Annotated in this window: 14 protein-coding genes; 6 read left to right on the forward strand and 8 right to left on the reverse strand. The window is 73.2% G+C overall.

What is annotated here, in order from left to right; translation table 11 throughout:
• Window positions 1–802: NAD(P)-dependent oxidoreductase (locus DMB66_RS39365; RefSeq protein ID WP_148112801.1), on the forward strand; the 802-nt coding region annotated here is incomplete at its 5' end.
• On the opposite strand, the gene DMB66_RS39370 is transcribed toward DMB66_RS39365, so the two are convergent.
• Window positions 790–1,389 (reverse strand): hypothetical protein, encoded by a 600-nt coding sequence (locus DMB66_RS39370; protein ID WP_125809219.1) that lies wholly within the window; start codon window positions 1,387–1,389, stop codon window positions 790–792. The two genes, DMB66_RS39365 and DMB66_RS39370, sit on opposite strands and share 13 nt — an antisense overlap.
• 73 nt (window positions 1,390–1,462) lie before the next feature.
• Window positions 1,463–2,164, reverse strand: coding sequence for an EcsC family protein (locus DMB66_RS39375; protein ID WP_233625157.1), 702 nt, complete (start codon window positions 2,162–2,164; stop codon window positions 1,463–1,465).
• A gap of 198 nt (window positions 2,165–2,362) precedes the next feature.
• On the opposite strand from DMB66_RS39375, the gene DMB66_RS39380 reads away from it, so the two are divergent.
• The 3 genes from DMB66_RS39380 (at window position 2,363) to DMB66_RS39390 (ending at window position 7,360) form a co-directional block, all read left to right on the forward strand.
• Window positions 2,363–4,708 carry a bifunctional diguanylate cyclase/phosphodiesterase gene (locus DMB66_RS39380; protein ID WP_125809220.1) on the forward strand — a complete coding sequence of 782 codons (2,346 nt, stop codon included), beginning with the start codon at window positions 2,363–2,365 and terminating at the stop codon, window positions 4,706–4,708.
• A 131-nt stretch (window positions 4,709–4,839) separates the two neighbouring features.
• The gene (locus DMB66_RS39385; RefSeq protein ID WP_125809221.1) at window positions 4,840–5,751 is read left to right on the forward strand and encodes a proteasome assembly chaperone family protein; all 912 of its coding nucleotides are present in this window, start codon (window positions 4,840–4,842) and stop codon (window positions 5,749–5,751) included.
• Between the two features lie 67 nt (window positions 5,752–5,818).
• A complete protein-coding gene (locus DMB66_RS39390) occupies window positions 5,819–7,360 on the forward strand; it encodes a methyl-accepting chemotaxis protein (RefSeq protein ID WP_125809222.1) in 1,542 nt (513 codons plus the stop codon).
• A gap of 63 nt (window positions 7,361–7,423) precedes the next feature.
• Here DMB66_RS39390 and DMB66_RS39395 read toward each other — a convergent pair whose 3' ends face one another.
• The 4 genes from DMB66_RS39395 to DMB66_RS39410 are packed head-to-tail and all read right to left on the reverse strand — an operon-like array spanning window position 7,424 to window position 11,194.
• Complete coding sequence (locus tag DMB66_RS39395; protein WP_233625166.1) at window positions 7,424–8,143, reverse strand: leucine-rich repeat domain-containing protein; 720 nt, start codon at window positions 8,141–8,143, stop codon at window positions 7,424–7,426.
• 29 nt (window positions 8,144–8,172) lie between these two features.
• Complete coding sequence (locus tag DMB66_RS39400; RefSeq protein WP_233625158.1) at window positions 8,173–8,949, reverse strand: ABC transporter permease; 777 nt, start codon at window positions 8,947–8,949, stop codon at window positions 8,173–8,175.
• The gene (locus DMB66_RS39405) at window positions 8,946–10,463 is read right to left on the reverse strand and encodes an ABC transporter permease subunit (RefSeq protein WP_125809224.1); all 1,518 of its coding nucleotides are present in this window, start codon (window positions 10,461–10,463) and stop codon (window positions 8,946–8,948) included. Before DMB66_RS39405 ends, DMB66_RS39400 begins: the two co-directional genes overlap by 4 nt.
• The gene (locus DMB66_RS39410; RefSeq protein WP_125809225.1) at window positions 10,460–11,194 is read right to left on the reverse strand and encodes an ABC transporter ATP-binding protein; all 735 of its coding nucleotides are present in this window, start codon (window positions 11,192–11,194) and stop codon (window positions 10,460–10,462) included. The genes DMB66_RS39405 and DMB66_RS39410 overlap by 4 nt, the downstream gene beginning before the upstream one ends.
• 118 nt (window positions 11,195–11,312) lie before the next feature.
• On the opposite strand from DMB66_RS39410, the gene DMB66_RS39415 reads away from it, so the two are divergent.
• Both DMB66_RS39415 and DMB66_RS39420 read left to right on the forward strand, forming a co-directional pair.
• Complete coding sequence (locus tag DMB66_RS39415; protein ID WP_125809226.1) at window positions 11,313–12,563, forward strand: HAMP domain-containing sensor histidine kinase; 1,251 nt, start codon at window positions 11,313–11,315, stop codon at window positions 12,561–12,563.
• Window positions 12,560–13,222 carry a response regulator transcription factor gene (locus DMB66_RS39420; RefSeq protein ID WP_199752893.1) on the forward strand — a complete coding sequence of 221 codons (663 nt, stop codon included), beginning with the start codon at window positions 12,560–12,562 and terminating at the stop codon, window positions 13,220–13,222. The genes DMB66_RS39415 and DMB66_RS39420 overlap by 4 nt, the downstream gene beginning before the upstream one ends.
• Here DMB66_RS39420 and DMB66_RS39425 read toward each other — a convergent pair.
• Both DMB66_RS39425 and DMB66_RS39430 read right to left on the reverse strand, forming a co-directional pair.
• The gene (locus tag DMB66_RS39425) at window positions 13,201–13,665 is read right to left on the reverse strand and encodes a hypothetical protein (RefSeq protein ID WP_125809227.1); all 465 of its coding nucleotides are present in this window, start codon (window positions 13,663–13,665) and stop codon (window positions 13,201–13,203) included. The genes DMB66_RS39420 and DMB66_RS39425 overlap by 22 nt on opposite strands.
• Before the next feature lie 28 nt (window positions 13,666–13,693).
• Entirely contained in the window at window positions 13,694–14,209 is a 516-nt protein-coding gene (locus DMB66_RS39430) for an AAA family ATPase (RefSeq protein WP_125809228.1), read from the reverse strand.
• Window positions 14,210–14,222 lie beyond the last annotated feature (13 nt).

Consider the following 14,222-nt stretch of genomic DNA (forward strand, 5'->3'; position numbering starts at 1 on the left):
CGTCGCCCGGCTCGCCGCCGCCCGCGGGTACGACGTGCTCTGCCTCGGCCGCCGCCCCGGGCCGATCGGCCGGCATGTGCCCTGGGACGCCGCCCGAGAGCTGCCCGACCTGGCCGGCGCGGACGCCGTGGTGCACCTGGCCGCGGCGGTCGGTGATCCCCGGCCGGGCCGCCGGGCCGAGGCGGCGTTCCGGGCGGTGAACGTCGACGGGACCGCCCGGCTGCTGCGGGCGGCGACCGGGCGTCCGGTGGTATGGGTGAGCAGTGCCAGCGTGTACCGCCCCGGCCCCTACCCGGCGCCGGTCGGCGAGGAGCACCCGGCCGACGGTCAGCGGAGTGCTTACGGCCGCACCAAGGCGGCCGGGGAACGGCTCGCACTGGCGGCCGGGGCGGTGGCGCTGCGGCCCCGGGCGGTCTACGGCGAGGGCGACCGGCACTTGCTACCCCGGCTCGGGCGCGTCGTGCGCGGGGGCCGGGCCTGGCTGCCGGGACCGGACGTGGCGATGAGCCTGACGGCGGTGGAGAACCTGGCGGCGGCCTGTCTGGCGGCGCTGGAGTGGCCCGGCGGGGTGTACAACATCGCGGACGAGCGGCCGTACCGGCGGGACGAGGTCTTCGCCCGGGCGCTGCGGGTGCCGGTGCGGCACGTGCCGGCCGGGCTGGCCCGGGCGGTGGCCGCGGTGTCGCCGACGCTGACCCGCTACGCCGTCGACCAGATCACCGACGGGATGGTCCTGGAGCTGGGCCGGGCGCGCGCCCGGGGCTACCGCCCGGAGCGCACGCTGGCCGACTACTTGGTCTGAACCACCGACGAGCGGAAGATCGTCGCCGCGTGGGTGCCGTCACCGCTGCGCCGCACGACCACCGCGTCCACCGTGAAGACGTAGCCGGTCTTGCGGTCCAGGTTGGGGACCGTCGCCTTCAGGTAGCCGCACGGGTTGTCCGCCTTGATCGTCACCCAGCCGATGTCGCGCTGTTCGCCGTACACCGGGTCCTGGCTGGTCGCGGTGATCCGAAACTCGACCAGGTTGTAGCCGCCGACGTTGTACCAGCTCACCACGGCGGACGTGGTGCCCGGCTCGACGGTCAGGGCGTTGATCTTGTTGAAGTGCGGGGTGTCCGCGGCGCAGGTGGCCGACGGGGTGGGCCGGGCGACCGGGGCCAGCGGCAGGAAGCCACCGGTGGTCGCGGTCGGGGTCGGGGCGGCGCCGGTGCTGGGCCGCGGTGACGGCGTCGCGCTGCCCGGCGCGACGACCAGCCATTCGTTGCCCCCGGTCACGGTCGTGCCGGGCTCCGTGCCGCCGCTCTTGACGGCGCTGGGCGCGGTGAACATGCTGCAGCCCGAGACCAGCACCGGGGCGACCAACAGCAGGAGCCATCGCTTGCGCACCGGCGAGCGACTCCTGATGGTGGTGGTGCCCCGATATATCACGGAGCACTCATCGACACCGCCAAAGCCGACTTTAGGAGCGGCCGTACAGCTCTGTGGTGCGCCCGGCGAGATCCTTGGTGGCGGCGGAGTTCGCCCAGGTGCCCAGCACCACCGCCGCGCCGGGGATGACCTTGGCGAACACCCGCTTGGCCGCCCGGACCCCGGCCATCTGGGCCAGCTTGACGCCGAGCCGGAACATCACCCCGCTCAGCGGCCGGCCGGCGGTGGTCGCGAAGAGCCGGCTGGCCCTTTCCCGGCCCGCCGCCACCCCGAGCGCGAGGCGGGCGGCCTCCGCGGCCTTGTGCACCCGCTGCAGCACCAGCAGGTCGGTGGCGCGCTCGGAGCTGGTCGGGTCGGCGCCGTACGCGGCGGCCATGTGCAGCACCATCCGGGCCTGGGTCCAGGCGAGCACACCGACGTCGACCACCGCGCCGGGCAGCCCGGTGGCACCGGACACGGCCCCGGAGAGGCGGGCGTGGTTGGTGAAGCGTCTGACCGCCTGCTGGGCCAGCGCGTCGGGCGTCTTGTCGGGCTCGTCCTGCCGGGCCCGGTCGGCCCAGCGCTGCGCCTCCGGACCGAGCCGCCGGACGGCTTCGAGGGCGAGGTGCTCGGGCGCGTACTGGGGGTCGGCCTTCATCCGGGCCCACAGCGAACCGGGCGGGCCGGCCGGCTCGGGGCCCTGGTCAGAGGCGTTCGACGGCGGAGGAGGGGCGGGTACCGCAGGTTCGTTCACCAGATCACTCCGAGTCACGAGAGGGGGGATCTCGTTCCATTGTGCCGTGCAGCTGCACGTGCACCACAAGGGTTCTCAAGATCCCACGCTCCGCAGCCGGCCGGTGACGCTCACCGCTCCACTTTTACCTCATACCGTCCACCGCCCGACCGATGAGCCCTGGGCAGGGACGCACTTCGGCGGAGGGACGACCAACGCATGACGACCGGCGACGAACGGCGGGTGGAGCGGCTGCGGCCGACTCCGATGCTGGTCACGGCTGTCGCCGTACTGGCCGTCTCGATCGCGGTCTACGCGGCGAACTTCACCGTGCGGCACAGCCCGGTGGTGTGGGGCTGGCTGCCCGGCGTGGCCGGTTTCGCCGCTGCGGCCTGGGCCTGCCGGCAGGCCGCCGTCGCCCCGGGGCTGAACGAGGTCACCCGGCGCGTCTGGCGGTCCCTGGCGGTCGTCTGCGTCCTGATCTTGTTCGGCGCCGCCGGTGACGCCCGCTTCGCCGTGCTGCACCCCGGCCGGCTGGACCAGCGGCACGACGTGCCCACCTCGATCTGCTACCTGCTCGCCATGCTGGTGCTGCTCTGGGCGCTGCTGCGGGTGCCGATGGGCGGGCGGGCGCGCCAGGACCGGATCGTGGTCCGCTTCCTGCTGGACGCCGCGACGATGAGCATCACCGTCGGCATCTTCGCCTGGTATCTCAGCGTGGAGGTGGTGAACGCCACAGCCTCCGACGGTCCGCCCGTCGCACCGATGGTCCTGCTGACCGCCCTGGGCCTGGTCGGCTCGCTGGCCTTCGCCAAGGTCGCGCTCAGCGGCTTCGGCGGCGTGGACCGGATCTCGCTGCGGCTGCTCGCGGCCGGCGCGGCGGTCGGCTCCACCGGCGACGGGCTGTTCGCGCTCCTCTTCGATCCACGGCCCGGGATGAGCGGCGCGCAGATCTCCCTCCCCGCGACGGTGCTCTTCGTCGCGCTCGCGGCGGACCGCCAGCGCCGGGCCGCCGGGGCGCCCCAGCCCGAGCGCCGCCGCCGGTCCTTCAGCATCGTGCCCTACCTGGCCGTCGCGGCCACCGATGCCCTGCTGCTGGTGGTCAGCGGCACGGCCGGCGGTGCCGTGCTCACCGTCGCCCTGGCCGCGGTGCTGCTGACCGCGCTGGTCGTGGTGCGCCAGGTCAGGGCCCTGCGGGAGAACGGGCGGCTGCTCGGCCGGGTGGACGCCAGCCTGGTGGAGCTCAACAGCTACCAGCACCGGCTCACCCACCGGGCCAGCCACGACGGCCTCACCGACCTGGCCAACCGCACGTTGTTCGAGCAGCAGACCCGCGAGGCGCTGGCCGAGGCCGGCGCCGGCACCCCGCTGAGCCTGGCACTGATCGACCTCGACGACTTCAAGGCGATCAACGACCGGCTCGGCCACGCCGTCGGCGACGCCCTGCTGGTGGTGGTGGCCCAGCGGCTGCGCGAGGCGGTCCGCGAGGACGACGCGGTGGCCCGCCTCGGCGGTGACGAGTTCGGCCTGCTGCTGCGCGGCCTGCGCAGCGGCGAGGCGACCGAGGTGCTGGACCGCATCGCCGAGTCCCTCACCCGTCCGGTGCACGCGCTCGGCTACGACCTGCTGGTCAAGGCCAGCATCGGGCTCGCCGAGGCGTGGCCGGAGGCCAGCCCGCAGGAGCTGCTGCGCCGCGCCGACCTGGCGATGTACGCCGCCAAGGAGCGCGGCAAGGGCCGGCACGCGGTCTACGACGCCCGGCTCGAGCAGGACCAGGCGGCCGACGCCCAGCTCGGCGCCGAGCTGCGCCAGGCCCTGGACAACGGCGACTTCACCCTGGTCTACCAGCCGATCGTCGCGCTGCCCGGCGGCGAGTGGACGTCGCTGGAGACGCTGATCCGCTGGAAGCACGCCGAGCACGGCTTCATCGGCCCGGACGTGTTCATCCCGATCGCCGAGCGCACCGGCCTGATCGTCCCGCTGGGCGACTGGATCCTGCGAACCGCGCTGCGCCAGGCCGCCGAGTGGCAGGACGTCTTCGGCACCGGCGCACCCGGCGAGATCGGCGTCAACGTCTCGGCCCGCCAGCTGCGCGAGCCGGGCTTCGCCGCGGACGTCCGGGCGGCGCTCGCGGACAGCGGCTTCGACCCGGAGAAGCTGGTCGTCGAGGTCACCGAGACCGCGGTGTTCGACGGTGGTGTCGCCCTGGACACGCTGCAGAGCCTGGTGACGCTCGGGGTCAAGGTCGCCCTGGACGACTTCGGCACCGGGCACTCCTCGCTCGGGCTGCTGCGTACCTGCCCGGCGGACACCCTCAAGGTCGACAAGTCGTTCGTCGACGGGATCGGCGGGCGCTCGGAGGAGGCGGTGATCGCGACCGCGATGATCCAGATCACCAACGGGCTGCACCTGCAGGCCATCGCCGAGGGGGTGGAGACGGCGGCGCAGGCGGATACGCTGTACCGGTTGGGCTACCGCTTCGCCCAGGGCTACCACTTCTCCCGCCCGCTCTCCCCGCAGCAGGTCAACGAGCGCCTCGAGGCGGCCCGGGTGCTCCCCGTGTGACGCGCCGGGGCGGTAGGGAAGGATCAGACCCGCACTGATCTTCGCGCGGATGGACAGGAATGAACACGCGGGGCCCGGTGTTCCCACCACAAGGCCCGCCCCCGCGGGCGCTTCTCGAGGAGGTCCGCAGCGTGCTCGACCCACATGGGCTCTACGAGTTGGCCGACGACCTGCCTGACCTGGACGAGCCGGTGCTCGTGCAGGCGCTCACCGGGTTCGTCGACGCCGGGAGTGCGATCCAGCTCTCCCGTGAACATCTGCTGGAGCAGCTGGATGGCCAGGTCCTGGCGACCTTCGACATCGATCAGCTGCTCGACTACCGGTCCCGCCGGCCCTCGATGATCTTCGTCGAGGATCACTGGGAGAGCTACGACCAGCCCGCCCTGGCCCTGCACCTGGTGCGCGACCAGCTCGGCATCCCGTTCCTGCTGCTCGCGGGCCCGGAGCCCGACCTGCAGTGGGAGCGCTTCATCGCGGCCGTCACCGGCCTGATCGAGCGCTTCGGCGTCAACCTGACCGTCGGCCTCAACGCCATCCCGATGGCCGTGCCGCACACCCGCCCGGTGAGCGTCACCGCGCACGCCACCGACCAGCGCCTGCTCGGCGACCGCGAGTCCTGGCTGCAGCGCGTCCAGGTCCCGGCGAGCGTGGGCAACCTGCTGGAGTTCCGGCTGGGCGAGTCGGGCCACGACGCCATGGGGTACGCCGCCCACGTGCCGCACTACCTGGCCCAGACCACCTACCCGGCCGCCGCCGAGCTGCTGCTGGACTCGGTCTCGCGGACCACCGGGCTGGCCCTGCCCACCGGTCAGCTCCGCGACGCCGCCGAGGTGGTCCGCCAGGAGGTGGACAAGCAGGTCGCCGACGACGAGCAGGCGACCCGGCTGGTGCAGTCGCTGGAGCAGCAGTACGACGCGTTCCTGCGCGGACGGGAGAGCAACCTGCTGGCCGACGGGAACGGACCGCTGCCCACGGCCGAGGAGCTCGGCGCCGAGCTGGAGCGCTTCCTGGCCGAGCAGAGCCGCGACAGCGACCAGGGCTGACGCCGGGCCCGGTCACGGGCTTCGGCGTTCCCACCCCGGCACGGCCGGGCTGTCCGATGATGGGGTGATGGCACCTTTTCGAACCCGGCGGTCCGACCAGCCGGCGTTGCGCCCGATACCCCGTGATGTCGAGAGCCTCGAAAAGCTGATCATGGACCTCGACCGGGCCCAGGACCTGGCGTCGACCTGGCGGATCACCGTGGACAGCACGGTCGTGTCGCACAACTTCAGCTACGGCGCGGTCTGGCTGCCCGACGGCAAGGGCAACGTCCATATCGAGTACGAGACCGGGCCGCTCACCCCGGAGATGCGGGCCGCCTCCCCCAGCGGGACGGTGCCGGCCGACGCCGACCTCGTCGGCCGGGCGTGGCGCACGAAGCAGTTCGTGTACCTCGGCTCGATGACCGACTGCGCGGACTGCCCGCGCTGCCAGGTCGCCAACCGCACCGGCATGACTGCCGCGGTGGTCATCCCGGTCATGCACCGCAACCAGCAGGTCGCGGTGCTGGAGTACTACTCGGCCGAACCGCTGTACATCGACGGGCCGCGCAGCGAGAAGTGGGCGTCGATCGCCCGGATCGCCGAGCAGGCCCGGTACAACGCCGTCGCGACCGCCGAACTGCGCCAGGTCGCCGAGGACCGGCTCGCCGTGACGAACGTGGTCACCGCCCTCGGCGACGCGAAGGACCCGGCGTCCGCGCTGCGCATCGCGCTGGACTCGGTCCGGACGTCGTTCGGCTGGGCGTACGGCTCGTACTGGCAGGTTGACGAGGAGCAGCACGTGCTGCGCTTCCAGGTCGAGTCGGGCTCGGCCGGCGATGAGTTCCGCAAGGTGACGCTGGCCGCGACCTTCGCCGAGGGAGTAGGGCTCTCCGGCCGCGCCTGGCGCGCCCGGGACCTGGTCTTCGTCCGCGACATCGGCGAGCTCACCGACTGCGTACGGGCACCGGCCGCGCAGCGCGCGGGAGTGCGCTCGGGCGTCTGCCTACCGATCGTCAGTCACGGCCGGATCGTCGGCACGATGGACTTCTTCACCACCGAATTCATCGAGCTGTCCGAGACCCGGGCCTCCGCGCTGCGCAACGTGGCCGAGCTGGTGTCCCAGCGGCTCGACATCGTGCGGGCGGCGGAATCGGCCCAGGAGAGCGCGCGGGCCCTGCTGGACACCGTCTCGCGGCTGCGGGCGGCCAGCGACGACGCGACCCGGGTGGCCCAGGACGCGGTCGACCGCGCCTCGGACATGACGAACGAGGTCGAGGCGCTCGGTCAGGCCTCCACGGCGATCGGCGACGTCATCAAAATCATCTCGTCGATCGCCGACCAGACCAACCTGCTCGCGCTCAACGCCACGATCGAGGCGGCCCGGGCCGGCGAGGTCGGCCGGGGCTTCGCGGTGGTGGCGGGCGAGGTCAAGGATCTGGCCCGGGAGACCGCCGAGGCCACCCAGCGGGTCGCCGAGCAGATCACCGGGATCCAGAACAGCGCCCGTACGGTCTCCGCCGGCATCCTCGTCACCAGCGACACGATCGGGCAGATGGACGCGGTCCAGGCCCGGATGAACGACGTCCTGGAGGAGCAGGCCCGGATGGCCGGGGCGCTGCGGCCTTAGGCCTTCAGCGGCAGCCTGCCCGGCCGCCTCGCTCAGAGCGCACACCCGCACAGGGGGACGACCTCAGCCGAGGTCCACGTCCTCGCCGTCCAGATTGAGTTTCCGGAGGTTGGGGAGCCCGCGCAGCACCGCCAGGATCTCATCCTCCGGTCCACAAGGGAGCGAGAGCTCCCTGAGCTCGGTCAGCTCACCGATCCACCCCGGGATCTCGGCGATCTCGTTCATCCACAGGCCGAGCACCCGCAGGTTGGTCAGGCGGCGAACCCACTCCGGAACCGAGGTCAGGCCGTTGCGGGAGAGCTCCAGCCGGGTCAGGCCGGTGAGTTGCCCGAGAGTGTCCGGCAGGCTCTCCGGCGAGTCGGTGAACCAGCCGAGATAGAGGTCCAGGTCGGTGAGCCGGGTCAGGTTGCCGATGCTCTCCGGAAGCCGGTCCGACCGCGTGTCGATGAGGGCGAGTTCGGTGAGGTTCGTCAGCCGGCCGAGAAAATCGAGCGGCTCGCCCTCCAGGTTGTTCTCGCTCAGGTCGAGCGCGCGGAGCCCGGAGAGCGAGCCGACCACCCCGGGCACCTGTTCCAGGTGGTTCGCCTGGACATTGAGCTCGACCAGCCGATCGAGATCCGCCAGCCAGCCGGGCAGGTCTTCAAGATTGTTGAACCGCAGGTCGAGGGACTCGAGGTGGGTGAGTTGACGCACTGCCTCGGGCAGCTCGTGCAGCCCACACCTGGACAGGTCGAGTGTCGGTGACCGCGCGACGCGGGCGGCCTCGATCTGGCTCTGTTCCATCCCCTGCACGCGTCTCATGCTAGGTGGCGTCAGGGGTCGCTGTGCTGGAGGACCAGGGCCCCGAGCAGGAGGGACGCGGCGGACCAGCCGGCGAGGACGGCGAGGCCCGCCCAGGGGCCGATCGGGAGGTCGTCCAGGCCGGTGGTGGCCTGGACGGCGAGGCCCGCCGTCGTCGGCGCGAGCCGGCGCAGCGTCCGTTGCAGCTCCGGGTCGCTGATCGCCGCCGCGACCAGCGGCACGGCGTAGAGCAGGGCGAACACCGCCCCCGCCGAGGCCGCCGAGTCCCGGATCGCGGCGGCGACGCCGAGCGCGAGCAGCCCGATCAGCGCCAGGTAGAGCACGGACCCGACGGCCGCGCGCAGCGTGGGGCCGTCGGCCAGCGACGGCGCGGCGATGCCGTTGGCGGGCAGGATCGCCCGGCCGGCGGCCAGGCAGCCGAGCACGGCGACGGTCCCGGCGGCCAGGACCAGGCCGCCGATCAGGACCGCCTTCGCGGCCAGCACCACTGTCCGGCGGGGAGCGGCGATGAACGTCGTGCGGAGCAGGCCCGTGCCCTGCTCGCCGCCGATCGCCCGCACGGCCAGCAGCACGACGAGAGCCTGGCCGAGCTGCACCCCGGTCAGGCTCAGCACCGCCGGATCGAAACCGCAGCCGCGCCCCTCGCAGCTCGCCGCGGCGACCGCGAACAGGCTCGTCAGCACCGTCGCCACCACGATGCCCGGCAGCAGCCAGCGGGCGGCCGGCTCGGTGCGCAGCTTCGTCCACTCGGCGTGCAGCACCCGGCGCTGAGTCGATGGCTCGCTCACGCGTCGCTCCGGCGCAGCCGCGCGGACGCCAGGCCGAGGGCCAGCGCGACGTAGCCGGCCATGACGGCGAGGCCGCCCCACGCCGGCAGCGGGTAGTAGCCGGACCCGGGCGTGTAGTTCGCCAGCACGTGCGCGTACTCGGGCGCGACCTGCTGGATCGCGAAGGCCGCGGCGGGGGTCAGCCGCAACAGCCATTCCGCCGCCGCCGTCGGCAGGCCGCCGATAACCGCCGCCAGGTACGGCAACACCACCGCCACCACCGCGACGCCGACCGCGGCCAGCCCGCGCCGGAGTAGCACCCCGAGCCCCAGCGCGAGCAGCGCCGTGCCGGCGACCAGCAGACCGGCCTCGGTGGCCACCCGCGCGATGGTGGCCACCGGCAACCCCGGCTGCCGGAAGCCGTTGTCCCGCAGCACATTCCAGGCGAGCGGGATGACCAGCGCCGCGGCGGCCGTACCGGCGACGAAGGTGACGGCGCCGAGCACGACGGCCTTCGCCGCCAGGACGCGGGCCCGCCGCGGGCTCGCCAGCAGCGTCACCGAGATCAGGCCCCGCCTGATCTCGGTCGAGACGGTGCGGGCGGCCACCACGATCACCACGATCAGGCCGATGACCAGTCCGATCAGGACGAGCTGTACGCCGGGCCCGGACTCGCCCACGAGCGGTGCCATGTCGCCGTTGCCGGACACCGTCATGACGCCGCCCGCCACCTCGACGCCGCCCGGATGGTGGGGGGTGCCGTCCGGGCCCAGCACGTGCCCGACGTCGTCGCGGAGCCACTCGCCGCCGGGCGCGGTGCCGGTCAGTCCGATGTTGTCGAAGGTGGCGGTCGCCTTGGCCAGCCGGGCCGTGGCGGTACCGCCTCCGACGCCACCGTGCACGGTGAGGTCGCTGGGTGAGGTGACGAAGAGGCCGATCTCGGCTGCTCCCGCCAGCGGCGCGGTGCCGACCCTGGTCCAGGAGGCACCGTCGGCCGACTCCGCTCCGGTCAGCGTGTCACCCACCCTGGTCAGCCGCAGCCAGCGCGGGGCGTCGGCGGATACGGCGCCGGGCCGGCCCCCGGTGTCGTGGGTGAAGTCGTGCTGCATCCGTACGCCGTGCTCGGCGGTGACCATGAGGGCGACGTAGCGGGAGCCCTGGGCGGTGCCGTCCTTGACGATGACGCCGGCCTTCGCCCACTCCACCAGGCCGGGGACGATCTCGTCGTGATCGGGCGGCGGGTAGGTGATGATGCCGGTCATCGACGTCACCCGTACCGTGATCGCGCCGTCCCCGGCCAGCGGCTGGTGCACGAAGTAGAACTTGTCCCGCACCGGCTGGCCGTCCGGGCCGGCCGGTGGCGTCGGGCACTCGATGTCGACGGTCCCGTTCGAGCAGGACGCGTGGCTGTTCGACGCGACGAAGAGCCCGAGCAGCAGGGTCACCACGACCGCGGCCACGGTGCCGAGCACCCAGCCGCGTACCGTCCGGAACTTGGTCCATTCGGCCCGCACGAGCCGGCCGAACTCGATCATCGGGTCACCTCCCCGCGGAACTCGACCGCGTCGCGGGTCAGCGCGAAGTAGGCGTCCTCAAGCGACGGTGCCGCCGCCAGCAGTTCGGAAACCGTGGTGTCGGCGAGGACCCGGCCCCGGCCGACGATCACCACGTGCCCGGCGATGTGCTGGAGCTCGCTCATCAGGTGGCTGGAGACCAGCACGGCCCGCCCCTGGGCGGCCAGGGTGCCCAGCAGCCCGCGCATCCACACGATTCCCTCCGGGTCGAGGCCGTTGAAAGGCTCGTCCAGCATCAGCACCGGCGGGTCGCCGAGCAGCGCGGCGGCGACCCCGAGCCGCTGCCGCATGCCCAGCGAGAAGCCGCCGGCCCGGCGGCGGCGAACCTCGCCCAGCCCGGCCTGCTCCAGCACCTCGTCGACCCGCCGGGCGGCGAAGCCCTGCGAGTGGGCCAGCCAGAGCAAGTGGTTGCGGGCGGAGCGGCTCGGCTGCGGCGCCCCGGCATCGAGCAGCGCCCCCACGTGGGTCAGCGGCCGGCGCAGCGTCCGGTAGGGCACGCCGCCGACGAGCGCGGTGCCGGCGTCCGGGGCCGCGAGGCCGAGGACCACTCGCATGGTGGTGGACTTGCCGGCGCCGTTCGGGCCGACGAAGCCGGTGACGTGCCCCGGCCGTACCGTGAAGGACATGCCGTCCAGGGCGACGGTGCGCCCGTACCGTTTGCGGAGGTCGGAGACCTCGATGGTGGCTTCCATGGCCCTGGTTCTACGGAGCACGCCGTAACGGCGGCCGAACGCCCGCCGTCATTCCGCTGTTAGGTGCGGACCGGCATGCTGGTCACGTGCCGGTCGGCGGCGCGGCAGGGGGAACGGGATGCGGACGGCTCGGCGGCGGTTCACGATCATGTACGTGGTGCTGTTCATGCTCTCCGGTGTCGCGCTGCTCGGCCTCACCGGCCTCATCACGATCTCCCGCACCACCACCCACGTCGAGCCTGCGCAGCGACAACAGCCGGGCGCTTCCGCCGCGCGGATCGCCGAGCTGGAGGCCCGGCTGGAGTCCGTGCGCCAGGACCAGGCCCGGCAGCTGCTGGGCGGCTCGGTGATCGCGCTGACCGTGATGGGAGCGGCCTCGGTGCTGCTGGGCCGCGCGGTCGCCGGGCGGGTGCTGCGCCCGCTGCGCACGATCACCGCCGCCACCCGCCGGATCACCGCCGACAACCTGCACCAACGGCTCGCCGCCCCCGGCCCCGACGACGAGGTCAAGGCGCTCGCCGACACCATCGACGACCTGCTCGAACGCCTGGAGCAGGCGTTCGCGGCGCAGGGCCGGTTCGTCGCCAACGCCTCCCACGAGCTGCGCACCCCGCTGGCCACGATGCGCGCGTCGCTGGACGTCGCGGTCGCGAAGCCCGGGCCGGTGCCGCCGCAGACGGTGGCGCTCGCCGGCCGGCTGCGCACCGAACTGGACCGGGTCGACGGGCTGCTCGACGGCTTCCTCACCCTGGCCCGCACCCAGCACGGCGCGCTCGCCGACCGCGAACCGGTCTCGCTGGGCGCGCTGGTCGCGGAGGTGATGTCGGCCCGCGCCGCCGACGTCGAGGCCAAGCGGCTGACCGTCCGAGCCGAGGTGCGGCGGGACGCCTGGACCTACGGCAACGCGGTGCTGCTCACCCGGATGACCGGCAACGTGATCGACAACGCGATCACCCACAACGTGCCGGACGGCTGGATCCGGGTGGTCGCCGCGCCCGAGGCCGGCACCGCGCTGCTGGCCGTCGAGACCGGCGGCCCGCCGCTCGACCCGGAGCAGGTCGCCCGGCTCGGCCAGCCGTTCCAGCGGCTCGGCGTGGCGCGGACCGCCGGCGGCGGCACCGGGCTGGGCCTGTCGATCGTGGCGGCCGTCGCGACGGCGCACGGCGGCACGCTGGTGCTGCGCGCCCGGCCCGAGGGCGGCCTGCACGTGGCGATCCGGCTGCCGCTGATGCCGCCGGCGCCCCCTCCGCCGGCGCCCCCTGTGTCGGTGTCCCCCGCGTCGGTGTCCCCTGCGTCGGTGCCCCCTGCGTCGGTGCCCCCTGCGTCGGTATCCCCTGCGTCGGTGCCCCGAGAGGGGGAGGCCGGGTGAGGGTGCTGGTGGTCGAGGACGCGCGGGCGCTCGCCGAGGTGGTCGCCGAGGGCCTGCGCGACCAGGGGATGGCCGTCGACGTCGCGCTGGACGGCCTGACGGCCGCCGAGAAGCTGGACCTCGCGCCGTACGAGGTGGTGGTGCTCGATCGCGACCTGCCGGGCCTGCACGGCGACACCCTCTGCCAGATGATCACCGAACGGGACGGCCGCCCGATGGTCCTGATGCTGACCGCGGCCGGCGCGCCCGGCGACCGGGTCACCGGCCTGACGCTCGGCGCCGACGACTACCTGGCCAAGCCGTTCCACTTCCCCGAGCTGGTGCTGCGGGTCCGCGCCCTGGCCCGCCGCCGCCCGTCGGCGCAGCCGCGGACGCTGCGCGCGGCCGGGCTGGAGCTCGACCCGGCCCGGCGCACCGCGACCCGCGACGGCCGCCGGCTGGACCTGTCGGTCAAGGAGTTCGCCCTGCTGGAGGCTCTGCTGCGGGCGGCGCCCGCGTTCCTGAGCGCCGAGTCGCTGCTGGAGCAGGTCTGGGACGAGAACGCCGACCCGTTCACCAACACCGTCACGGTCACGATCGGCCGCCTCCGCCGCAAGCTCGGCGACCCGCAGATCATCACCACCAAGGCCGGCGTCGGCTACCGCGTCGCCGACTCGTGACTCAACAGGACCCAGACCCAGATATAGACGGCGGGCGGCACGACCCCGCCGGCCAGGCGGACAAGCGGTGGCGAGGTCCGCTCAACGGCGTAGGCGACGCTGCAGAAGGCAAGGGCGCCGATCGGCGCAGCCGCCCACATCGTGTGCATGCCACCGCCGCCGTAGTGGGTTGCCAGCAGCTGTCCGGCCAGCGCGGCCGTGCCGCCGACCAGCGTGATCACCGGACCCCGCCAGCCGCCGACGCCGATGTCGAGCGCCACCAACCCGGCGAGGACCATCACGGGTATCGCGACGACGAGGATGGCCAGGGCGCGGCTCTGGCAGTCGTCACTCTGGTTCAGCTGCTCGCAGTCGTGGATGATCCAGGCGAGGGCGGTCATGATCGCGCCCAGCCCGGCCCCCACGGCCGCCGCGACCGGGACCGGGCGGGTCATTCGGAGCATGGGCGAATCTGTACCGCACAGCGTCAAGTCAGGCTTGGCGCCGAACGTGTGCTGCCACGGCTTCGGCGACCTGTTCCGGAGGCTGGGAGGCGTCGATGAAGTGAGCGTCGGTCAGGCCGGCGAAGGTCGTCAGGGCTCGGGCGACATGGTCCTGTCGCCAGCGGCGGGCCTTCGTGTCCACCTGATCTTCGTCGATGCGATCGCGCAGCCGCTGTTCCGCAACGGTCAGGATGACCTCGCGGAGGTCGACGCCGGCGGCGCGGATGCCGTCGAAGATCTCGGTGCGGTAGGCCGCGTTGATCAGGCTCATCGGGGCGACCCAGGTACGGGGATGGTGCTGGGCCAGGCCCGTCACGGTCTGCACGACGAGGTGGCGCCAGAGCGGGAGGTCCTGGAAGTCACCGGTCGGGGATTCGACGAACGATTTCAGCAGGTAGCCGACGTATTCGGGGTCGAAGACCTGGGCGCCGTCCAGCCGCTTCGTCACCAGATTCGCCGTCGTCGTCTTGCCCACCCCGAAGGCGCCGTTGATCCAAAGAATCATGGCCGGCATCGTG

Source organism: Actinoplanes sp. ATCC 53533 (assembly GCF_003947245.1).

Excerpts from the sequence above, each read along its gene's own strand:
- DMB66_RS39395 (WP_233625166.1), bottom strand. The coding sequence starts at position 8,143 with ATGGAACAGAGCCAGATCGAGGCCGCCCGCGTCGCGCGGTCACCGACA.
- DMB66_RS39390 (WP_125809222.1), top strand. The coding sequence starts at position 5,819 with ATGGCACCTTTTCGAACCCGGCGGTCCGACCAGCCGGCGTTGCGCCCG.
- DMB66_RS39405 (WP_125809224.1), bottom strand. The coding sequence starts at position 10,463 with ATGATCGAGTTCGGCCGGCTCGTGCGGGCCGAATGGACCAAGTTCCGG.
- DMB66_RS39425 (WP_125809227.1), bottom strand. The coding sequence starts at position 13,665 with ATGCTCCGAATGACCCGCCCGGTCCCGGTCGCGGCGGCCGTGGGGGCC.
- DMB66_RS39380 (WP_125809220.1), top strand. The coding sequence starts at position 2,363 with ATGACGACCGGCGACGAACGGCGGGTGGAGCGGCTGCGGCCGACTCCG.
- DMB66_RS39430 (WP_125809228.1), bottom strand. The coding sequence starts at position 14,209 with ATGATTCTTTGGATCAACGGCGCCTTCGGGGTGGGCAAGACGACGACG.
- DMB66_RS39415 (WP_125809226.1), top strand. The coding sequence starts at position 11,313 with ATGCGGACGGCTCGGCGGCGGTTCACGATCATGTACGTGGTGCTGTTC.
- DMB66_RS39410 (WP_125809225.1), bottom strand. The coding sequence starts at position 11,194 with ATGGAAGCCACCATCGAGGTCTCCGACCTCCGCAAACGGTACGGGCGC.